The organism is Streptacidiphilus jeojiense, assembly GCF_000719095.1.
GTDB lineage: Bacteria > Actinomycetota > Actinomycetes > Streptomycetales > Streptomycetaceae > Streptacidiphilus > Streptacidiphilus jeojiensis.
The window spans coordinates 275,687-297,455 of sequence record NZ_JOEH01000006.1; the positions used below are offsets into that span (position 1 = coordinate 275,687).

16 protein-coding genes are annotated in these 21,769 nt (G+C 72.6%); 8 read left to right on the forward strand and 8 right to left on the reverse strand.

Going from position 1 to position 21,769, the window contains the following annotated elements:
• Window positions 1–57: 57 nt before the first annotated feature.
• Window positions 58–1,107, reverse strand: coding sequence for a LacI family DNA-binding transcriptional regulator (locus IF29_RS0109690; RefSeq protein ID WP_030252371.1), 1,050 nt, complete (start codon window positions 1,105–1,107; stop codon window positions 58–60).
• A gap of 168 nt (window positions 1,108–1,275) precedes the next feature.
• On the opposite strand from IF29_RS0109690, the gene IF29_RS0109695 reads away from it, so the two are divergent.
• The 4 genes from IF29_RS0109695 to IF29_RS0109710 all read left to right on the forward strand — a co-directional run bounded on the left by IF29_RS0109695 (window position 1,276) and on the right by IF29_RS0109710 (window position 6,409).
• Window positions 1,276–2,430, forward strand: coding sequence for a Gfo/Idh/MocA family protein (locus IF29_RS0109695; protein ID WP_030252372.1), 1,155 nt, complete (start codon window positions 1,276–1,278; stop codon window positions 2,428–2,430).
• A gap of 8 nt (window positions 2,431–2,438) precedes the next feature.
• A complete protein-coding gene (locus IF29_RS0109700; protein ID WP_037594697.1) occupies window positions 2,439–3,530 on the forward strand; it encodes a dihydrodipicolinate synthase family protein in 1,092 nt (363 codons plus the stop codon).
• The gene (locus tag IF29_RS0109705; protein ID WP_030252378.1) at window positions 3,527–4,357 is read left to right on the forward strand and encodes a sugar phosphate isomerase/epimerase family protein; all 831 of its coding nucleotides are present in this window, start codon (window positions 3,527–3,529) and stop codon (window positions 4,355–4,357) included. The genes IF29_RS0109700 and IF29_RS0109705 overlap by 4 nt, the downstream gene beginning before the upstream one ends.
• 111 nt (window positions 4,358–4,468) lie before the next feature.
• Window positions 4,469–6,409 carry a glycoside hydrolase family 9 protein gene (locus IF29_RS0109710; protein ID WP_030252380.1) on the forward strand — a complete coding sequence of 647 codons (1,941 nt, stop codon included), beginning with the start codon at window positions 4,469–4,471 and terminating at the stop codon, window positions 6,407–6,409.
• On the opposite strand, the gene IF29_RS0109715 is transcribed toward IF29_RS0109710, so the two are convergent.
• The 4 genes from IF29_RS0109715 to IF29_RS0109730 form a co-directional block, all read right to left on the reverse strand.
• The gene (locus IF29_RS0109715) at window positions 6,406–7,674 is read right to left on the reverse strand and encodes an HNH endonuclease signature motif containing protein (protein WP_063757467.1); all 1,269 of its coding nucleotides are present in this window, start codon (window positions 7,672–7,674) and stop codon (window positions 6,406–6,408) included. The genes IF29_RS0109710 and IF29_RS0109715 overlap by 4 nt on opposite strands.
• 355 nt (window positions 7,675–8,029) lie before the next feature.
• A complete protein-coding gene (locus IF29_RS0109720; protein WP_030252383.1) occupies window positions 8,030–8,482 on the reverse strand; it encodes a protein-tyrosine phosphatase family protein in 453 nt (150 codons plus the stop codon).
• Window positions 8,479–9,300 (reverse strand): class I SAM-dependent methyltransferase, encoded by an 822-nt coding sequence (locus IF29_RS43360; protein ID WP_051725108.1) that lies wholly within the window; start codon window positions 9,298–9,300, stop codon window positions 8,479–8,481. The genes IF29_RS0109720 and IF29_RS43360 overlap by 4 nt, the downstream gene beginning before the upstream one ends.
• A gap of 183 nt (window positions 9,301–9,483) precedes the next feature.
• Window positions 9,484–10,041, reverse strand: a complete 558-nt coding sequence (locus tag IF29_RS0109730; protein WP_051725109.1) for a winged helix-turn-helix domain-containing protein — start codon at window positions 10,039–10,041, stop codon at window positions 9,484–9,486.
• Between the two features lie 101 nt (window positions 10,042–10,142).
• Here IF29_RS0109730 and IF29_RS0109735 point away from each other — a divergent pair, with 101 nt between their 5' ends.
• A complete protein-coding gene (locus tag IF29_RS0109735; protein WP_030252389.1) occupies window positions 10,143–11,063 on the forward strand; it encodes a S41 family peptidase in 921 nt (306 codons plus the stop codon).
• A 135-nt stretch (window positions 11,064–11,198) separates the two neighbouring features.
• Entirely contained in the window at window positions 11,199–13,385 is a 2,187-nt protein-coding gene (locus IF29_RS0109740) for an ArnT family glycosyltransferase (protein ID WP_157623669.1), read from the forward strand.
• A 95-nt stretch (window positions 13,386–13,480) separates the two neighbouring features.
• Here IF29_RS0109740 and IF29_RS0109745 read toward each other — a convergent pair whose 3' ends face one another.
• From IF29_RS0109745 to IF29_RS0109755, 3 genes are all read right to left on the reverse strand, one after another.
• Window positions 13,481–15,133 (reverse strand): AMP-binding protein, encoded by a 1,653-nt coding sequence (locus IF29_RS0109745; protein ID WP_030252393.1) that lies wholly within the window; start codon window positions 15,131–15,133, stop codon window positions 13,481–13,483.
• Window positions 15,134–15,276: 143 nt separating this feature from the next.
• Window positions 15,277–16,059: a glucosamine-6-phosphate deaminase gene (nagB, locus tag IF29_RS0109750; RefSeq protein WP_030252394.1), complete on the reverse strand. Its 783-nt coding sequence runs from the start codon at window positions 16,057–16,059 to the stop codon at window positions 15,277–15,279.
• Between the two features lie 123 nt (window positions 16,060–16,182).
• Window positions 16,183–16,935 carry an AraC family transcriptional regulator gene (locus IF29_RS0109755; protein ID WP_030252396.1) on the reverse strand — a complete coding sequence of 251 codons (753 nt, stop codon included), beginning with the start codon at window positions 16,933–16,935 and terminating at the stop codon, window positions 16,183–16,185.
• Window positions 16,936–16,989: 54 nt separating this feature from the next.
• On the opposite strand from IF29_RS0109755, the gene IF29_RS0109760 reads away from it, so the two are divergent.
• Together IF29_RS0109760 and IF29_RS0109765 are read left to right on the forward strand one after the other, a co-directional pair.
• Entirely contained in the window at window positions 16,990–18,201 is a 1,212-nt protein-coding gene (locus tag IF29_RS0109760; protein WP_030252397.1) for an MFS transporter, read from the forward strand.
• 147 nt (window positions 18,202–18,348) lie between these two features.
• A complete protein-coding gene (locus IF29_RS0109765; protein ID WP_030252400.1) occupies window positions 18,349–21,753 on the forward strand; it encodes a LysM peptidoglycan-binding domain-containing protein in 3,405 nt (1,134 codons plus the stop codon).
• Window positions 21,754–21,769 lie beyond the last annotated feature (16 nt).

A 21,769-nucleotide genomic window follows, 5' to 3' on the forward strand; every position in this document is an offset into this window, starting at 1 on the left:
GGGAAGCTCGGCAAGCGCTTTCCAGAGCCTCAGGCTAAGGACGGCGCCGCCGGGCGGTCAAGGCGTCCCGGTGCTGGCCCGCAGCATCGGCTCGACCGGCAGCCGCAGCGTCCGCACCGGTCCGGACGGGCCGTCGTCCTGGCGGCCCAGTGCCAGGCCGACGGCCTCGGCGCCCATCTGCAGCAGCGGCATCCGCACCGTGGTCAGCGCCGGAGCGAGGTCCGCGGCCAGCGGGATGTCGTCGAATCCGGCGACGGCGATCCCGCCCGGGACGTCGATCCCGCGCTTGCGCAGCTCCGCGAGGACGCCGACCGCGCAGACGTCCGACAGCGCCAGCACCACATCCGGACGGCCCTGGTCCCGGTCCCGCCCCCCGGCGGCGCCGTCCAGCAGCCGGCCCACCGCCCCCCGTCCCCCGGCCCTGCTGAACTCGGCCTCCTCGACCCTGATCTGATCCATGGTCAGGCCGACCTCGGCCAGCGCGTCGGCGACCCCGGCGAGCCGCTCCGCCGACACCCGGAACCGCTCGGGCCCGGCGATCACGGCCGGTCGGCGGTAGCCCAGGTCGAGCAGGGCCCGGGTGAGCGCCGCCGCGCCGCCGCGGTTGTCGGGCAGGACGGTGTCGTACCCGTCGCCGTGGTCGCTCACGGCGGTGACGGCGCCGCCCTCGGCGCGGTAGAGCGAGAGCGCGGCGTCGATGGCGGCGGTCGCGCCCGGGTCGGTGTAGCCGGAACCCGCCAGCACGATCGCCCGCACCCGCTGGGCGTGCAGCATCCGGATGCAGCGCAGTTCGACCTCGGGGTCGCCGCCGGTGTTGAGGACCATGGTGAGCAGCCCGGCGTCGGCCGCCGTGTCGGTGGCGCCCTTGGCGAGGGCGCCGAAGTACGGGTCCGCGATGTCGTGCAGCAGCACCCCGATGGTCGCGGTGCTGGCCCTGGCGAGGGCCTGGGCGGGGGCGTTGGGGAGGTAGCCGAGCTCGTCGGCGCTGGCCCGGACCCGGGCGGCGAGCCCGTCGCCCACGGTGCGCGCGGAGCCGTTCAGCGCGCGGGAGGCCGTCGCCAGGGAGACCCCGGCATGGCGGGCCACCTGGCCCAGGGTCACCGCCATGGTCTCCACCTCTCCGATCGGACGAGTCGCCGTGCGCCGTGCCTGGTGCGCTGTGCGCTGTGTGAGGGGAAGGCTACCGGGTCCGAGGCTCTTGACCTCCTCGGCGCACCGCTCTAGGTTCAACCGTTGGAAAGCGCTTTCCAGCACTGGATACCCGGAAGGACAGAGATGACGACCCGTAGGACCATCGGCATCGTGATGAACGGCGTGACCGGGAGGATGGGCTACCGGCAGCACCTGCTGCGCTCGATCCTGGCCATCCGGGAGCAGGGCGGCCTCCCGCTGGAGGACGGCACCCTGTTGTGGCCCGAGCCGATCCTGGTCGGCCGCAGCGAGGCCCGGCTGCGGGCCCTCGCCGAGCGCCACGGCCTGGAGCGCTGGACCACCTCGCTGGACGACGCCCTGGCCGACCCGATCACCGAGGTCTACTTCGACGCGCAGGTCACCCCGGCCCGGGAGAAGGCGCTGCGCACCGCCATCGCCGCCGGAAAGCACATCTACACCGAGAAGCCCACCGCCGAATCCCTGGAGGGCGCGCTCGACCTGGCCCGGTCGGCCCGCGAAGCCGGCGTCCGCAACGGCGTGGTGCAGGACAAGCTCTTCCTGCCGGGCCTGCTGAAGCTGAAGCGCCTGGTCGACAGCGGCTTCTTCGGCCGGATCCTCTCGGTCCGGGGCGAGTTCGGCTACTGGGTGTTTGAGGGCGACTGGCAGTCGGCCCAGCGCCCCTCCTGGAACTACCGCGCCGAGGACGGCGGAGGCATGATCCTCGACATGTTCCCGCACTGGCGCTACGTGCTGGACGAGATCGTCGCCCCGGTCCGCTCGGTCTACGCGCACAGCAGCACCCACATCCCGGAGCGCCGCGACGAGCAGGGCGCCGCCTACCCGGCCACCGCCGACGACGCGGCGTACGGGATCTTCGAGCTGGAGGGCGGCGTGGTCGCCCAGATCAACTCCTCCTGGGCGGTCCGGGTGGACCGCGACGAACTGGTCGAGTTCCAGGTGGACGGGACCGAGGGCAGCGCCGTCGCCGGACTGCGCAACTGCCGCTACCAGCACCGGGTCGGCACCCCCAAGCCGGTGTGGAACCCCGACCTCGCGGCCACCGAGGACTTCCGCTCGCAGTGGCACCAGGTGCCGGACAACGAGGTGTTCGACAACGGCTTCAAGGTGCAGTGGGAGCTGTTCCTGCGCCATGTGGTCACCGGCTCGGACTACCACTGGGACCTGCTGGAGGGCGCCAAGGGCGTCCAGCTGGCCGAACTCGGGATGCGCTCGGCTCGCGAGGGCCGCCGCCTCGACGTCCCCGCACTGGAGCTGTGAGGCCCGCCATGACCCACTCCTCCTCCGCTCCCTTCTCCTCCCGTACCGCCTATGCGGCCGCCCATGTGGTGGCCGACCCCTACGGCGGCAACGCGCCGGGCGCGCCCGCCGCCGTCGACTGGGACGCCACGCTCGCCTTCCGCCGCCACCTCTGGTCGCTGGGCTTCGGCGTCGCCGACGCCATGGACACCGCCCAGCGCGGCATGGGCCTGGACTGGGCCGCCACCAGCGAGCTGATCGCCCGCAGTGGGGCCGAGGCAAGGGCCGTCGGCGGCCTGCTCGCCTGCGGCGCCGGCACCGACCACCTCCCGGCCGGCCCGGCCGCCGACCTGGCCTCGGTACAGGCGGGCTACGAGCAGCAGGTCGAGGCGGTCGAGGCCGCCGGCGCCCGGGTGATCCTGATGGCGAGCCGCCAACTCGCGGCCACCGCAACCGGACCCGGGGACTACCACCAGGTCTACGGCGCGCTGCTGCGGCAGACTCGCCAGCCGGTGATCCTGCACTGGCTCGGCACCATGTTCGACCCGGCCCTCGACGGCTACTGGGCCGGCCCGGGGGCCCGCCTGGACGCAGCGGCCGACAGCGTGCTCGCACTGATCAAGGAGCACGCCGACCGGATCGACGGGATCAAGGTCTCGCTGCTGGACGCCGACCGGGAGATCGCCCTGCGGGCCGCCCTCCCCGCCGGTGTCCGGCTCTACACCGGCGACGACTTCCACTACCCGGAGCTGATCCGGGGCGGCAGCGACGCCCTGCTCGGCGTGTTCGACCCGATCGCCGTCCCGGCCGCCGCGGCGCTGCGCGCCCTCGACGCGGGGGACACCGAGCGCTACCAGGAACTGCTGGCCCCCACCGTGCCGTTGGCCCGACACCTGTTCGCCGCGCCGACCTTCCAATACAAGACCGGCATCGTCTTCCTGGCCTGGTTGGCCGGGCACCAGGACCACTTCGGGATGGTGGCCGGTGCGCAGAGCGGACGCTCCGCCGTGCACCTGCTGGAGCTGCACCGCCTCGCCCTGGCCGCCGGGATCCTCCCCGACGAGGACCTGGCCGCCGCCCGACTGCGCCAGTACTGCGACCTGATGGGAGTCGGCCGATGACCGGCAGCACCACCGAGGGCATCGAACGCCTCTCGCTGAACCAGATGACCACCCGGGGCTGGTCCCTGGCGGAGGCCGTACGCGGCTGCGCGGAGGCAGGCATCGGCGGGATCGGGGTGTGGCGGGACAGGGTCGAGGAGGCGGGCGGTGCCGTCGCCGCCGCGAAGCTGGTCCATGACGCCGGACTGAGCGTCAGCAGCCTCTGCCGGGGCGGGTTCTTCACCACCCCGGGTGCGATCGAGGACAACCGCCGCGCCATCGAGGAGGCCGCCGCGCTGGGCACCGACACCCTGGTGCTGGTCTGCGGCGGACTGCCGGAGGGCAGCCGGGACCTGGTCGGCGCCCGCGAGCAGGTCCGGGACGCCCTCGGCGAGTTGGCCCCGTACGCCGGGGAGCACGGCGTGCGGCTGGCCGTGGAACCGCTGCACCCGATGTTCTGCGCCGACCGGGCCGTGGTGTCCACCCTCGCCCAGGCGCTGGACCTGGCCGAGCAGTTCCCGGTGGAGCAGGTCGGCGTGGTGGTCGACAGCTACCACGTCTGGTGGGACCCGGAGCTGTACCAGCAGATCGACCGCGCCGGTGCCCGGATCGCGGCCTACCAGGTCTGCGACTGGACCCTGCCGCTGCCCGCCGACGCCCTGCTCGGCCGGGGCCACGTCGGCGACGGCGTGATCGACTTCCCGCCGCTCAGCCGGGCGGTGGCCGCGGCCGGCTACACCGGCTGGATCGAGGTCGAGCTGTTCAACCAGGAAGTCTGGGACGCCCCGGGCGAACTGACCCTGTGTCGGATGATCGAGCGGCATCGCGAACACGTGGCGCTGCGATGAGAGTCGTCCTCCGACGCTCTTGACGGTCCGGCACGGGCTCAGTACGGTTCCGAAACAAGTAAGGAAAGTTAACTAACTGACAGACTTGTTTCGTGTCCCGAGGAGCTCCGCATGGGATCGCCGACCCGAAGAAGAGCCCTGCTGGCAGCCGTCGCCACGGCCGGGCTGGCGGCGGCGCTGGTGCCGCTGACCTCCGCGCAGGCCGCGACCACCGGCCTGCTGCGCGTCGACCAGGTGGGCTACGCACCCGGCGACACGAAGATCGCCTATCTGATGACCAGCGCCGCCGTGACGGGGGAGACCTACAAGGTCCTCAACTCCGCCGGCTCCACCGTCGCCAGCGGAAAGGTCGGCAGCGCCAGCCGCGGCAACTGGAACTCCGCCTACCCCGACGTCTACCCCGTCGACTTCTCGTCGGTGCGTACCGCCGGCAGCTACCACATCGTCACCAGTGGTGCGGCAAGCGCTACTTCGCCCACGTTCAAGGTCGAGTCCGCCGCCAAGCTCTACGGCACCCTGGTCGCCGACGGCGTCAACTTCTACCAGAACCAGCGGGACGGCTCCGACGTCATCCCCGGGGCGCTCAAGCGGAAGCCGGCGCACCTCAACGACAGGTCCGCGACCGTCTACAAGCTGCCGAACTTCGACACCAGCAGCGACAACGGCGACATCATCAAGGACAGCTCGCTGACGAGGATCGGCGGCCCGGTCGACGTCTCCGGCGGCTGGTTCGACGCCGGCGACTACCTGAAGTTCACCTTCACCACCGCCTACGCCGACGACCTGCTCTACGCCTCGGCCCGGGCCCTGGGCAGCAGCGCGCCCGCGTCGCTCCCGGCCGAGGCGAAGTACGGCACCACATGGCTGAACAAGATGTGGAACGCCGGCACCAAGACGCTCTACCTCCAGGTCGGCATCGGCAGCGGCAACGCCTCCGGGTCCTTCCTCGGCGACCACGACCTTTGGCGGCTGCCGCAGGTCGACGACTCCGACACCGCGAGCGCCGACAAGTACGCCGCCAGGAACCGCCCGGTCTTTGAAGCCGCAGCACCCGGCGCCAAGATCGACCCGGACATCGTGGGCCGGGTCGCCGCCTCCTTCGCACTCGCCGCCCAGGCCGACGCCGCCTCCGGCGACACCGCGGGCGCCACCACCGAACTCGCCTACGCGACCTCCCTCTACGCGCAGGCCAACACCAAGCCGGGCAGCACCCTGGAGACGGCAGCGCCCGACGCCTACTACCCGGAGTCCATCTGGCACGACGCGATGGAACTGGGAGCGACCGAGATCGCCCTGGCCCAGCAGGCCCTGGGCCGGTCCAGGGCGACCTACCTGCCCTACCTCACCCAGGCGGCGACCTGGGCCAAGGACTACATCGCGAGCGACTCGGGCAAGGACACCCTCAACCTCTACGACGTCAGCGCCCTCGCCCACGCCGACCTGGTCAGCGCGATAGCTGCGGCGGGCAGCCCGAGCGGCCTGGCCGTCACCAAGGCCGGCCTGGTGGCCGACCTCAAGGCCCAGGTCGCCTCGGCCGCCAAGACCTCGGCGGCCGACATCTTCCGTGCCGGCGGCGACTACACCAACTTCGACGTCGACTCGCACAGCTTCGGCTTCATCTCCACCGAGGCCCTCTATCGCAAGGTCAGCGGCGACAGCCGGTACGCCGCCTTCGCGGGGGAGCAGCGCGACTGGCTGCTCGGCGGCAACGCCTGGGGCACCAGCTTCATGGTCGGCGCCGGCACCACCTTCCCGGACTGCACCGGTTCGCAGATCCCCAACCTCTCCGGCTCCACCAACGGCTCCGCGCCGATCGACACCGGCTCGGTCGTCAACGGCCCCAACGGGACCGACAACTTCACCGGAGGTCTCGGCGACCTGCAGGACGGCATGAAGAAGTGCGAGCACGACTCGTACACCGCCTTCACCGGCCACGGCGGCGAGTACGTGGACGACGTCCGCTCCTGGCAGTCCAGCGAGCAGGCGCTCGACATGACCGGCAGCGCGGTCCTGGCCAGTGCCCTGCAGTCGGCAGCGGCCGGGACCCGCTAGGCGGCCGGAGCAGCATGGTCGCTGTAGGTGTGGCCGGTGGGGGCGGTCCAGGTGACGGTGCCGGTTTCGGGCTGGTAGCCGATGTGCCAGCCGGCGCGGTGCTTGGTGAGGTGGTGTCGGCGGCAGAGGGGGATGAGGTTGTCGGGGGTGGTCAGGCCGCCGGTGTGGGGGTTGGTGTGGTTGAAGGGGGTGACGTGGTCCAGGTCGCAGTGGCGGGAGGGGCGGGTGCAGCCGGGGAAGCGGCAGTGGGGGTCGCGGGCGGTCACGTGGCGGGTGACCTCGGTGGTGGGGCGGTAGGTGGTGGGGTCGGTTTTGAGGATCTGGCCGGTGGTGGGGTGGGTGAGCAGGCGGCGCCAGATGCTGCCGGGGCGGGTGGCCAGTGCTCGGGCCTGGGTCGGGGTGATGGGGCCGTGGCCCTGGAGGTCGGCGGGGTGGTCGGCGGTGCCGATCAGGGTGTCGTAGGGGACGGTCACGATGATGGTCGGGGCAGGAGCGGTTGAGGTTGTCCCCGTTTTGGAGACAAGTTCGACCAGGGCGTCGGCGCAGCGTTGCGGCAGGGTGCGGCCGTCGGGGTTGAGGGTGTGGGCGTGGGCGGTGACGGCGGCGTCGACCAGGGCGGCGTCGCCTGCGGTGAGCAGGGCGCCGTACCAGGCCATGCCCTCGGGGTGGGGCTGCAGGGTGGTGCGCCGGTCCTCCTGGGCGCGGGTGTGGCGTTGTTCGGCGCCGGCCGGGTCGGCCTTGATCACCGCGCGGCTGATCGCCTTACGCGCCGCGCCCACCGTCTGGGTCGGGAGCTTGGGTAGGACCAGGGCCTCCACGCGGGTGGCGGTCTCGTCGTCGAGGGCGGCGGTGTGTTCCAGCAGGGCTTTGAGGTGCATGATCTGCACCTGGCCCTGGGCCAGCAGCCCCACAGCGGTTGGGAACCGGCTCGTGAGCTGCTGGGCCTCGACCAGGCGTCCACGCGCGGTGTCCGGGGAGATCCGCAGCGCACAGGCGACCTGCTCCTGGGTCTCCAGGAAATCCCCCAACGCATCCGGCCGTCCGGGGATGCAGGTCAGCGGCTGCTCCTGCAGTCCGGCGAGCATGGCGATCTGTACGGCCTCCAGCCAGCACCGCGCCCGCGCCACCGCCACCAGCGCATCGATCCGCGCCGTCGCCGACAACCCCAGCCCCTCCAACGCGGCGATCCCGGCCACACTCTCCGCGCCGGGCACCGCCCGCGCCAACCCCGCCGCCCGGACGTTCACGTCCTCGAACCGGTCCATCCCGACCACCCCCTCCAGGTGCTCCGTACACCCCTGATTCTATCCTGACCCACCGTCAAAACCCTCACCGATAGGGCCCCTGACCTGCATGAACGGTTGCAAGTCGAACCTCCGCACGCCCACCGAAAGCGCTCTTTGTCCGAGGCCCAACCTGTCCCCGAAACCGGGACAAGCCCGCCCCCTCGTGGTTGCCGCGAGCGCGAGCGAGCCACCCCGGCCGTGCATGGACCTTCGTGCCCCACGGAGATGACGGTGGTTCAGTTGGAGCAGACACGCACGGGTTGCACGCTCCCTGGAAGGGGGCTCGGTCGCCGGCAGACCGGCGGGGGTCACCCAGGACTGACGCCAGGGTGACCTATGACGGCCGCTCGTCGAAGCGGCGGACGAAAGTGCGCTGCCAGGGGGTTTCCACCGCACCGGTCGCATAGTGGGCGCGGACGTAGGCGACCGCCCGGTCGGCGGGGACTCCGTCCAGGACGGCGAGGCAGGCGAGTGCGGTGCCGGTACGGCCGCGGCCGCCGCTGCAGGCGAGCTCGACGCGTTGCGTCGCGGCTCGGGACCAGGCCTCCTGCAGCGCCTCCGCGATTACCGCACGGTCGGCAGGCAGCCGGAAGTCGGGCCAGTGCAGCCACCTGGCCTCCCAGTCGACCCGGGGTGGCTGACGGCCCAGCAGATAGAGCGCGAACTCCGGCAGCGGACCTGCCGGGAGTGGGCGGCGCAGCGCCCGTCCGCGAACGAGCCGACCCGAGGGGAGCCGGAGCACCCCCGCGGCGCCGGGGTCCCAGGTGGCCGCTACGGGCCCGCTCATCCCGGCCCCTTGCCGGAGATCCAGAAGGCCTTGTAGCTCAGCGCCGGGTGGCGGTGCGGCCTACGCGTCCGTCCCGTCACGCAGGACGGGCCGCCGCTCCACAGGCTGCCGCTCGACGGGCCGCCGCTCGACGGGCTGCCGCTCGACGGGCCCCCTGGCAGGATGGACGAGCCGTAGGACGCCACCTCCTGTTCGAGGGTGTCCCGGTCGGTCTCCTCGTTGAAGACGCCGACGATCAGACGGCCGCCGGGTACCAGCACCCTGGTCATCAGATGCTTGAGATAGGCGGGCCGCGTAGCCGGCGGGACGTAGTCCAGGCCGGTGCGGACGATGTCGAAGCGGCGCGGCGGCTGCCAGCCCATGGCGTTGGCGGACCAGATCCTGTCGGCCCACTGCGGGCAGCGTTGCCGGCCCAGGGAAGCCAGGCGCGGGGAGATGTCCACGCCGTAGGGGTCGATCACGGTGCCGCGTTCGGCGGCCCAGTCCGTCAGGGTCTCCATCAGATGGCCGTTGGCGCAGCCGATGTCCAGGAAGCTGCCGCCCTGCTCGGGCAGCGCATAGACGAGCAGGCCCCGGGCCCGCCGCCAGTGGGCGGCGTCACCGCTGTGGCCGGACTGCGCGCGGGGGTTGTCCGCGGCCAGATAGGCCGGTTCCAGTACCGCGAGGACGGCGGCGTGCCAGCCGGCCTGGTCGAGTTCCCCGGCGGCGAAGGCGGCGTCGATCGCCGCCATGGTGCGCCAGGAGCGCTCCTTGGCGGCGGCCAGTTCCTCGGCCCCGGTCACTGATCCGGTAGCGGTCTCAGCCTCGGCGTCGCTCATGTGCGGTGCACCCCTCCGGTCGGCGACCTCTCCGGTCGACGGCCCCTCCGATTGGTGACCCCGCCGATCGGCGAACCCCCCGATCGGCGAGCATGCGGTCCCGCGCCGGGATCGGCCCCGCGCCGGGATCGGTCCCGCGCCGGGATCGGTCCCGCGCCGGGATCGGCCCCGGCAGAGGGGGATTCACTCCCTTGCGGAGCCAAGGTCGGTGCCGCCCGCGCCCAGGTCTCCCTGCGGGTACAGGGCGACCAGCACCCCGTGCACGGGCTCGTCGGCGCCGGCCTCCTCGGTGGTCTCCACCAGGCGTTCCAACTCGGCTCTCAGGCGCTTGGCCTGAGCCTCCGTCAATCGGACGTGGCGCAGCAGCAGGAGCGGCTCGCCGGTGGACTCGTCGAGTTCCTCGGCGACCGCGCCGAACATCGCGGCGGTGGCGGCGGACTGGTGGCCGGCGAAGGTCATCCGGCGGGCGGTGCGCTGGTAGTACTGCTCGGTTCCGCCCCGCACCTGGCGGGTCTCCACGACGCGGACCATCCCGGCGTCACGCAGCACCCGGAGGTGGTGCGCGACATTGCCCTTCTGGGCGCCGAGTGCGGTGGCGAGCTGGCTCATGGTGGCGCGGCGGGCGAGGGCGAAGAGCAGGCGCTGCCGCAGCGGGTGCGAGAGGGCTTTGAACTGGACCGCACTGTCGACCTCCAGGAGTTCGTCCGCAGGGGGCAGGTCGCGTGTCTGCAAGGGCTCCATGGCATCCAAGTGTCTATGTCTCTTGACGCTTTTTCAAGTGGCGTGCTCTACTCCTGCTGACGGAAGCACCGACACACTGGTTCCACTCACGGGGAGTCTCCATGGCCGCGCTCGACACCGACCGGATCGTCACCGACACCGCCAAGCTGATAGCCGAGCACTACGTCTTCCCCGAGGTCGCCGAGCAGCTGTCCGCGCTGCTGCTGGCGAACCTCGGGACGGGCCGCTACGCCGCCGCCGGCACCGCCGAGCAGCTGGCCGTGCTGGTCACCGAGGACCTCCGGTCCGTCAACGGCGACCAGCACCTGCGGCTGAAGTTCCACGCGGAGCAGGTCCCGGAGGAGCCCGGCGGCGCGGTGCTGGCCGAGGTCACCCGGGAGGCCGACGGATCCCTGAACGGCGTGCCGCTGGTGCAGCGGCTGGACGGCGGGGTGGTGCTGCTGGAGCTGGCGCCGATCATCTTCCCGATGACGCTGAAGGACGGTGCGGTCGGGGAGACCCTGATCGCCGCGCTCAACCTGGTCGCCGGCGCCGAGGCCCTGATCATCGACCTGCGCCGGAACCGCGGCGGCAGCCCCGACACCGTCGCCTTCATCTGCAGCTACCTGCTGGACGAGTCCACCCACCTCAACACCAACTACTGGCGCGACGGCGACACCTACGCCCAGTCCTGGACGCTGCCGTACGTCCCCGGCCCGCGCTTCGGCGGCAGCAAGCCGCTGTACGTCCTCACCAGCGGCACCACTTTCTCCGGCGCCGAGGAACTGACCTACAACCTGCAGCAGCTCGGCCGGGCCGTGGTCGTCGGCGAGCGCAGCCGGGGCGGTGCCCACCCCCGCGAGGGCTATACCGTCCACCCGCACCTGGAGGCGACCATCCCCACCGGACGCTCCGTCAACCCGGTGTCCGGGACCGACTGGGAGGGCGTCGGCGTGCAGCCCGACATCGAGGTCCCGGCGACCGAGGCGCTGCACCGGGCCCACCACGAGGCGCGGGCCGCGCTGGCCGCCGCATCCGCCTGAAGCCGGGCGTGTCTGTGAGTCAGGCAAACGGAATCCCTGCTCCGCGTCAAGAAAACACCATATTTACCTGGTAAGTCCGGATTCGTCGTGTTGCGTGCCGGGGCCCCCGACCGGGGCCCCGGCAGACTCCGAGCCATGGCAACGATCGCGACGAGCACGGCTGTCCCAGCCCCCCGGACCGAAGCAGCACCGCAACCCCGCTACGCCCGCCCCGCCCTGATAGTCATCACCGCCGTCGCGACCCTGCTCTACGCCTGGGACATCGGACACAGCAGCTACCACCCCTTCTACGCGGACGCGGTGCGCAGCATGGCGGGGAGCTGGAAGGCCTTCGTCTACGGGTCCTTCGACCCCGGCAACACCATCACCCTGGACAAGCTCCCCGGCTTCCTGTGGCCGCAGGCCCTCTCCGCCCGCGTCTTCGGCTTCCACGCCTGGGCGCTGACGCTGCCCCAGGTCATCGAGGGCGTGCTCAGCGTGCTGGTGCTGCACCGGGCGGTGCGGCGCTGGGCCGGCGTCAACGCGGCGCTGTTCGCGGCCGCGTTGTTCACGCTGACGCCGGTGGTGGCCGGGCTGTTCCGCACCGCCGTCGAGGAGCCCGCCTTCACCCTGCTCCTGCTGCTCGCCGCCGACGCCACCCAGCGCGCCGCGCGCGACGCCAGACTGCGGTCGCTGCTGCTGGCCGGGGTCTGGGTCGGGCTGGCGTTCCAGGCCAAGATGCTGGAGGCCTTCGCGGTACTGCCGGCACTGGCGCTGGTGTACGGGCTGTCCGCCCCGGCGAGGCTGCGGCGCAGGCTGCTCCACCTCGGCCTGGCCGGAGCGGTCACGCTGGCGGTGTCGGCGTCCTGGATGCTGCTGGTCACCCTCACCCCGGCGCAGGACCGTCCCTATGTCGACGGCAGCACCGACAACTCGGCCGTGAGCATGGTCGTCGGCTACAACTTCCTCAACCGCTTCTCCTCCGTGGGCGTCAACGCCGCCGACACCGGCAGCGTGCAGACCGTGCGCGCCGGAGGAATGGGCGGCGGGGGAGCCGCAGGCGCCCACCACGGCGCCGCGAACGCCGGCACCGGCACCGGCACCGGCGCCGGCGCCGTCGCCCAGGGCGCCGGACACGGCGGTAGCGGCGGTAGCGGCAGTGGCGGCGGCAGGGGCGACGGTGGCTGGACCAAGCTGCTGACCGGTCCCATGGCCGCACAGACCGGCTGGTTCTATCCGCTGGCCCTGGCCACCCTGCTGCTCGGCTTCCTCCAGCGCCGCCGCGCCCCGCGAACCGACACCCTGCGCGCCGGGCTGCTGCTCTGGGGGACCTGGTTCGCGGTGTTCTTCCTGGTCCTCAGCGCCGGGAGCGTCAACGGCCACACCTACTACCTTGGGGTGGTCGCCGCCCCGCTGGCCGCGCTGGGCGGCGCGGGCCTGGTGCTGCTGTGGCGCGCCTACCGGCGCGGCGGCGCCGCTGCCTGGGCGCTGCCCGCCACCGTGGCCGTGACGGCCGGATGGGGAGCACGGCTGACCCACGGCTACCCCACCTTCCTGCCGCTGCTCATGCCCGCGGTGCTGCTGGTCGGCCTGGTCTCGGTGCTGCTGCTGGCCGTGCCGCTGGCACTGCCGGGGCTACCCCGGTTCCGCAGCCTCGGTCGCCTGGCCGCGGCCGGGTTCGCCGCCGGGCTGGTGGCGATGCTGGTCGCCCCCGCCGCCTGGAGCTCCTCGGTGCTCGACCCGGCGTACGGGCACTCCGGCATGGGCGCGGTCGGGCCCCCGGCCCGGCGGATGTGGGGCTTCGCGCCCAAGACGGTGGACCCCGCCATGGCGGCCTTCGCCGGGGTGATGCGCGGATCGGGGACACTGACGACCGCTCAGCGGAGCCTGCTCGGCTACACCAAGGCCAACCGGGACGGCGCCCGCTACCTGTTCGCCACCAACAACTGGGCGCTGGCCTCCCCCTACATCCTGGCCTCGGACGCGGCGGTGCTGCCCATCGGCGGATTCACCAACCAGGCGCCGTCGCCGACCCTCGCGTCACTGAAGCAGCAGGTCAGTGCGGGTGAGCTCGGCTACGTGCTGCTCAGCGACCGGCCGCTGGACTTCGGTGCTGGTGGGGGTGGCGGTGGCGGCGGCGGTGCGGCCGGCGGAGGCGGCAGCTTCGGCGCCGGCCACGGCACCGGCAGAGGCGCCGGCGGTGCCGGTGACGCGGTCGCCACCACCGTCGCCGCCCAGGCCACCGGCTGGGTCACCAGCAACTGCACCGTCGTCCCGCCCGCCGCCTACGGCGGGGGCGTGGCCGGCAGCAAGCTCTACCACTGCTCCCCGAAACAGAGCTGACCCGCCGTCAAGAATGTTGAGCGTCAGGAGGGCTGTAGGGCTGTCCGTCAGGGAGGCAGTCCGTCGGGAAGGCTGTCCGTCAGGAAGGCTGTCCGTCAGGAAGGCTTGGGGATGCCGAGGAGCCGGATCGACTCCTCACGCATCTCCACCTTCCTGATCTTCCCGGTCACCGTCATCGGGAAGGCGTCAACCAGGTGCAGATAGCGCGGGATCTTGAAGTGCGCCAGCCGCCCGGTGCAGAACTCCCGCAGCGCCGCGACGGTCAGTTCGGGCGCGCCGGGGCGCAGCCGCACCCAGGCCATCAGCTCCTCCCCGTACTTCTCATCGGGGACGCCGACGACCTGGGCGTCGATGATGTCGGGGTGGGTGAGCAGGAACTCCTCGATCTCGCGAGGATAGACGTTCTCGCCGCCCCGGATCACCAGGTCCTTGATCCGGCCGGTGATGGTGACGTAGCCGTCCTCGTCCATGGCGGCCAGGTCGCCGGTGTGCATCCAGCCCTCGGCGTCGACCGCCTCGGCGGTGCGCTCCGGCTCGTCCCAGTAACCGAGCATCACCGAGTAGCCCCGGGTGCACAGTTCTCCGTTGCCGCCGCGCGGAACGGTGGCCCCGCTGTCCGGGTCGACGACCTTGACCTCCAGATGCGGTCCGACCCGGCCGACGGTGGAGACCCGCTGCTCCAGGGTGTCGTCGATGCGGGTCTGGGTGGAGACCGGCGAGGTCTCGGTCATGCCGTAGCAGATCGACACCTCGCTCATGCCCATCCGCTCGACCACCTGCTTCATCACCTCGGTGGGGCAGGGCGAGCCGGCCATGATGCCGGTCCGCAGGCTGGACAGGTCGTGGCCGCCGAAGCCGGGGTCGTTCAGGACGGCGATGAACATCGTCGGCACGCCGTAGAGCGAGGTGCAGCGCTCGGCGGCGACCGCGGCCAGGGTGGCGGCGGGCTCGAAGGAGGGGGCCGGGATGACCACGCAGGAGCCGTGGGTGGTGGCTGCGAGGTTCCCCATGACCATGCCGAAACAGTGGTAGAAGGGCACCGGCACGCAGATCCGGTCCTGTTCGGTGTAGTGGCACAACTCGCCGACGAAGTAACCGTTGTTGAGGATGTTCCGGTGGGAGAGGGTGGCTCCCTTGGGGAAGCCGGTGGTGCCCGAGGTGTACTGGATGTTGATCGGGTCCTCCGGGTCCAGCTGCGCCCCGATGGCGGCGAGCCGGTCCGGGTCGATGTCCGCAGCGGCGCGGCCGACGCGGACCAGGGCGTCCCAGGACTCGGTGCCGATGAGCACGGTGTCGCGCAGGGCCGGGCAGTCGGGGGCTGCCTCGGCGAGCATCGCCGCGTAGTCGGAGCTCTTGTGCGCCGGCAGGGCGACCACGGTGCGGATTCCGGCCTGGTTCAGGACGTACTCCAGCTCATGGGTCCGGTAGCCGGGGTTGACGGTGACCAGGATCGCGCCGATCTTCGCGGTGGCGTACTGGAGGAAGACCCACTCGGGGCAGTTGGGGGACCAGATGCCGACGCGGTCGCCCTTGGCCACCCCCAGGGCGAGCAGCCCGTGGGCCACGGCGTCGACCTCGGCGCCGAAGGCCCGGTAGGTCCATCGGCGTCCGGTGGGGACGTCGACCAGTGCCTCGCGGTCGCCGTACCGGGCCGTGATCCGGTCCAGGTCGGCGCCGATGGTGGTGGTCAAGAGCGGAGTGTCGGCGGGGCCGGTGGCATGACTGGTGGCATGGCTGGGGGCAGACATGCGGACACGGTATATCCGCTACCACTCCGACGGACAGACGTCGGCGCGGACACGCTGCGGACCGGCTGCGGCAGCACGACGGCCCCGACCCGGGGTGTCCGGGGCGGGGCCGTCGTGGGTGACCGGGGAGCGGTGCGCGCTCGTCAGATGGACTGCCAGCTGGGCTTGGCGGCCCAGGTCGCGCGGAAGTAGTCGGCCAGCTTGAGGCCGGAGGCGGCGGCCTCGTCGACCACCACGGTCGCGTGCGGGTGCAGTTGCAGCGCCGAGGCGGGGACCACGGCGGAAACCGGGCCCTCGACGGTGAGGGCCACGGCGTCGGCCTTGCCCTCGCCGGTGGCCAGCAGCACCAGGTGGCGGGCCTCCAGGATGGTGCCGATGCCCTGGGTGATGACGTGGTGCGGGACCTCGTCCAGGTTGTTGAAGAAGCGCGCGTTGTCGACCCTGGTCCGCTCGGTCAGCGTCTTGATCCGGGTGCGGGAGGCCAGCGAGGAGCAGGGCTCGTTGAAGCCGATGTGGCCGTCGGTGCCGATGCCGAGCAACTGCAGGTCCACGCCGCCGGCCGCGGCCAGTGCCTGGTCGTAGGCGAGGCAGGCGGCGGCGATGTCCTCGGCGCTGCCGTCCGGACCCATGAAGGAGGACTCGGTCAGGCCCAGCGGCTCGACGACCTCGCGCAGCACCACCGACCGGTAGGACTCGGGGTGGCCCTTGGGCAGGCCGACGTACTCGTCCAACTGGCAGATCCGGGCCCGGCTGACGTCCAGGTCGGTCTCACGGACCTTGGTGGCCAGCGCCTCGTAGATCGGCAGCGGCGTGGAGCCGGTGGCCACGCCCAGCAGGGCGTCCGGCTTGCGGATCAGCAGGTCGGCGATCGCCGCCGCGATGAGCTCGCCGCCGGCGGCGGCGTCGGGAACGATCACAATTTCCATGCTGGTCCCATCACAGTCGAGGCAAAGTCGGGCAAAGCCGAAAAAAGCATTGTGGTATAGACCAATTTTAGCAGAAAACGGGGCTCCTCGCGCCCCGGGCGGGCCGTCCGGGGGAGCGGCGGATCAGAAGCCTTCGGCCTCGCGCCGGTAGCGTCCGGGCGTGCTGCCGAAGGCGTGCCGGAACGACTCCACGAAGGCGCTGGTGCTGCTGTATCCGCAGGCGGTCGCGGTGGTGGTGACGGAGGCTCCGGCGGCCAGCAGCTTGAGCGAGTGGTGCAGCCGCAGCTGGGTCCGCCACTGCGGGAAGGTCATCGCGGTGTGCTCCCGGAACAGCCGGCTGAGGGTGCGTTCGCCGGCGCCGATCGCGGCGCCGAGCTGGGCCAGGGTGCGCGGGTCGGACGGGTCGGCCAGCAGCAGCTCGGTGATGTCCCGCAGCCGGGGGTCGCTGGGGGAGGGCAGATGCAGCGGCAGCGCCGGCACCCGGCGCAGCTGGTCCAGGGCCACCCGCTCCAGGTTGGCCCTGGCCTGCTCGTCCGCGTCCCGGTCCTCGATCAGCGCGGTGATGACCTCGCGCAGCAGCGGGCCGACCGCCACCACGGTCGGCTGGTCCACGCGCAGCGGATTGACCGAGGCCTCGAAGATCAGGTTGTACATCTGGGTCGGGCCGTGCGCCTGGTGGGCGTGCGGCACCCCGGCCGGCACCCAGACCGCGCGGTGCGGCGGCACCACCCAGGCGCCGAGGCCGGTGGACACCTGGAGCACCCCGGACCTGGGGTAGATCAGCTGGTGGACCTCGTGGTCGTGCCACTCGACCCGTTCGCGGTGGGTGAGCGACTTCCGGTCCGGGCCGGGCAGAGGCAGGCGGGTTACCGACACAAGTAGGCAGGATACTGGTAGCCCGCACCAGGACGTCGGCGAAATCCTGGGTGCATGCAGAGTCCTCCCCGTTCTCCCGGTTCTCCCGGTTCGACACTGCCCTCCCGGCCCGCTGCGGCCGGTTCCGGGCCGACCACCTGGCAGCGGATGCGCCTGTGGGGCGCGGCCCATGCCGTCGACGACCTCTACCAGGGCCTGGTGCCCGCGAGCGTGCCCTACTTCGTGCTGGACCGGCACTACGGCTACGTCGCCGCGGCCGGGCTCACCATGGCCGCCACGCTGGGCAGTTCGGTGCCGCAGCCGTTCATCGGGGTACTGGTGGACCGGCTGCGCCCCGGCTGGCTGGCGGCCGCCGGGGTCGGCCTGGCCGGCCTCGGGCTCGGACTGTCGGGGCTGGTCCCGACGTATCCGCTGGTGTGGACGCTGATCCTGCTCTCCGGGCTCGGCGTGGCCATGTTCCACCCCGCCGCCGGGCGCTCGGCCCGGGAGGCGGCCGGCGACAGCGCCGGGGCGATGAGCATCTTCGCCGCGGGCGGCAGCGTCGGATTCTTCCTCGCCCCGGTCCTGGCCACCCCGGCACTGGTGGCCTGGGGCGTCGGCGCCACGGCGCTGTTCATCCCGCCGGCCGTGCTGATGGCCTTCGCCCTGCTGCGGAACCGCCGCCGGCACGGCGAGCTCACCGCCGGCGCCCCGGCCAGGTCGGGCCGCGACCAGTGGAACCCGTTCCTGGTGCTGACGGCGATCGAGGTGGTCCGCTCGGTGGCGTTCTTCGGCGTCAACACCTTCATCGAGCTGTACTGGCTGCGCGAGCTGCACACCGGCCGGGCGCTGGCCGGCACCGCGCTGGCCTGCTTCCTCGGCGGGGGAGTGCTGGGCACCCTGCTGGGCGGGCGGATCTCGGACCGGATCGGCATGGTCCGCACCGTCCAGCTCGGCGCCGTCCTGGCCGTCCCGCTGCTGGTCGGCCTGCGGCTGACGCCGGGCGGAGCACTGCCGCTGCTGTTCGCGCTGCTGTCCGGGGTCGCGCTCAACATCCCCTTCGCGGTGCTGGTCAAGCTGGGGCAGGACTACCTGCCCTCGCGTCCGGGAACCGCCGCGGGCGTCACCCTCGGACTGGCCGTCAGCATCGGCGGGCTGATCTCCCCGGCCTTCGGCGTGCTTGCGGACGCGCACGGGCCGCAGGCGGTGCTGGCCGTCATCTGCGTGGTCCCGGTGCTGGCCCTGGGACTCGGGCTCTTCCTGCGCGAACCCGACACCGATGTCTAGACCGATCGCGCCTGGTCGCTGACGGCGGTTCAACTGCCGTGACCACGTGTTCACCCATGGATCTGCCATGTCCCCTACCGATCACAGTGACGAGGCGTCACTCTAGGTGTCAGGCGTGCCGCGTCGGCGCGCCCGAGGGGGAGGGCCATGGGCCCGCAGTCGCGCGACGCCGCTCCCGCCTCCGCCTCCGCCGCCGGGCGGACGATGCGGCGGCGGCACGGCGCGCTGCCCGGATGGCGGCCGGTGCTGGTACGCGGCTGCGCCGGGCTGGTCCTGCTGCCGGCGCTGCTGGCCGGGCTGCCGCTGGTGCTGTTGTACGGGACGCTGGCACTGGCCCGGGACGGCGGACCGTTCGGCGGCCAAGGCCTGGGCGGCTTGATGAGCGCCCCCGACCAGGGGCAGTTGCTGGTCTGGGTGCTTGCCGCGATCGGCTGGCTGGCCTGGGCCGGCTTCGCGCTGGGGGTGCTGGTCGAACTCGCGGCACGGATCGGCGGACGGGTCCCGCGCCGGATCCCGGCGCTGGGCTGGTCGCAGCGGTCCGCCGCCGCGCTGCTCGGTGCGGTGTTCGCACTGCTGCCGGCCTCGGGAGCGTTCGCTGCCGCGCTCCCGGCACCGGCCGCGGCGGTCTCGGCGACCGCGCCGCCGGCCGTCGCGCCGACAGGTGCCGCGAAGGCCGCCGCCACTGCCGCGGCCTCCTATACCGTGCACACCGTGCAGGCGGTCCGCCCGGCCGAGACGCTCTGGTCCATCGCCGAGTCCCGGCTGGGCAGCGGTGACCGTTGGCAGGAGATCGCCCGGCTCAACCAGGGGCGGGTGATGGACGCGACCGGAGCGGTCTTCCTGGCGGACGCACCGCTCTCGCCCGGCTGGCAACTGGCCATGCCGGCCGATGCGGTGACGGTTACTCAGAAGGGTTCACCCGAAACCTCAACCACGGTGACGGTGCACCAGGGTGACACCCTCACCGGAATCGCCGAGGAGCACCGTGTCAGTGGGGGCTGGGAATCCGTCTATGCCACCAACCGGCAGGTCATCGGGGCCGATCCGGATGTGATCCAGCCGGGCGAGCAACTCCGGCTCCCGGGTGCGGCGCCCGCGTCCGCCCGTCCCACTGCGGCACCGACACCTACGCCGACACCCACGCCTACGCCGACGCCGACGCCGACACCGACACCCGCTCCCGCGCACCGGTCCGTACCCGAGGAGGCGGTGCCGGACCCTGCCGCCGCCGGGGCCGCTGCCCAGGGACCCGCCGCGCCGGCGCCGGTCGCGCCGCACGCCGGAGATCCGGTCCGGCTCCCCGCCCTCGGTGCCGCCGCGCTCCTCGCCGCCGGCCTGGTCGGGCTGCTGGTCCGCAACCGGGTCCGCCAGCAGCGCCGCAGGCCCCCGCGTCGGCGCATCCCCATGCCCGACGTCGAGGAGCAGCAGTACGAGGCGTTCCTCCGGGCCGTGGCCGACCCGACCGGGCTGGACCTGCTCGACCGCACCCTGCGCACCCTGGGCATGACCTGCCTGGAGACCGGGGCCGAACTGCCCCCGCTGACCGCCGTGGCCTTGCGCCCCGGCGGCACCGTCGACCTGCACCTGGCGGTTCCGGCGCCACCGCTCGCGCCCTTCGAGGGTTCTCCGGACGGGCGGATCTGGCGCTGCCGCGCCCGTGAGGCCGAGCTGATCGCCCAGGAGCGGGCCGGCGTCGTCCCGGCCCCCTATCCGGCGCTGGTCACCCTGGGCCGCACCCTGGACGGGGTGCACGTCCTGGTGGACCTGGAGCAGGTAAGGCATCTGCACCTGGACGGCAGCCCGGAGGAGGTCGCCGCCGTCAGCCGGGCGCTGACAGCTGAACTCGCGGCGAGCCCGCTCGCGGACCGGATCCGGCTGTTCGCCGTCGGCAGCCCTGGCCCGGCCAGCGCCGAGGAGGCCTTCGGCGGCGACCGGATGGCCGTCTGCGGCAGCACCGACCAGGCCCTCTCCGGTCTGGCCGGACACCGGTCGGCGCTGGTCGACTCATTGACGGAATGTCAGGTCCCCCACCCTCGCTCGGCCCGCTCCCAGGGCGTGGCCACCGAGCTCTGGGTGCCCGCCCTGCTCTGCACCGACCAGACCTTGACGGAGGGTCAGCTGGCGCAGCTAGACTGGGTCCTGTCCGGGGAGGAACACCGCTGCATCGCCGCGGTCACCCCGGCGACGGCCGGGCCTGGACTCCATGTCGACGCCCGCCCCGGTCATCACGGCTCGCCCGACGGGCTGCCTTTCGCCGTCGAGCTGCAACGCCTGACGGCGGACGAGTACGCGGCGGCGCTGAGCCTGCTCGCCACCAGCCGACGGCCTTCCGACGAACCGGCACCGGACTGGACCGGCCACGATCCGGAGGCCGAACCCGACCGGGACGACCCCTTCGTCATCCCGGTACTGGCCACCCGTTCCCGGGCGACCGGTGGCGGCACCCCGGCCTCGGCCACCTCCGTCCCGCTGCTCGACCCCGACCTGCCGGGCGCGGGCCGGCCCGTCCCGGGCCACCGGGGCGGACTGATCCCGTCACTGAGCGGCGGCCTGAGGGCGCATCAGGCAGCGGAGGGGCAGGGACACGGCGAGCGCCAGCGCCAGGGTCAGGGCCAGGGCCAGGGCCAAGGCCAAAGCCACGGCCACGGACCGGCATCGGTACAGGGCCGGCTGCCGCAGCCCCCGGTACCGCCTTCGCGTACCGGGCCGCCGCCGCCGCTCGGCGAGGACGGCTGGCCGCTGGCTCCGGCCCCGCGCATCCTGCTGCTCGGGCCGGTGCGGCTGATTGGCACCAACGGCTTCGCCGAACCCGCGCTCACCAGCCAGTTGACCGCCCTGGCCGCACTGCTGGCGGCCCATCCGGACCCCGACCCCAGACTCGTGGACGCGGTGATCCATCCCGTCCCCTACGCCGCCCGACGACCGGCCGCGGTCGGCCGCAGGGCCCAGCAGATCCGCACCGCGGCGCTGTCCCGGCTGCGCGACTGGCTGGGGGTCGCGCCCGGTGGTGTTCCCTATCTGGACCCGGCCGCCAGGCGGCTGCACCCCGCCGTGACCTGCGACTGGACCGACTTCCACGACCTGTACCGGCACGGTATGAACGCCTCGGGCCCGGCGGAGGACGCGGCGCTGCGCCGGGCGCTGGACCTGGTGCGCGGAGGCCCGTTCGCCGGTTCGCACCACCTGTACCCCTGGGCTGAGCCCTACCGCCAGGACATGGTCTCGGCGATCATCGACGCCTCCCACGAACTCGCCAAGCGCCGCCTCGCCGTCGGCGACCTCAACGGCTGCGAGACCGCGCTGCACAGCGGGCTCGCGGCCGTCCCCGAGGCCGAGATCCTGCACCGGGGTCTGATCCGCCTCTATGCCACCTCGGGGCTCGGCAACCACGTCGCCGCCACCATCACCAGGCTCGCCCAGGTCAACGACGCCCTGGGGTGCCTCGACTACGAGCCGGAGACCCTCGAACTCCTCGACTCGATCGCCGGCCGGGGGCGTACGCACCGGCGCAGACCAGGATCCGGACACCGGTACCGCTACAGACGCATCTGACGCAGACCCGATACCT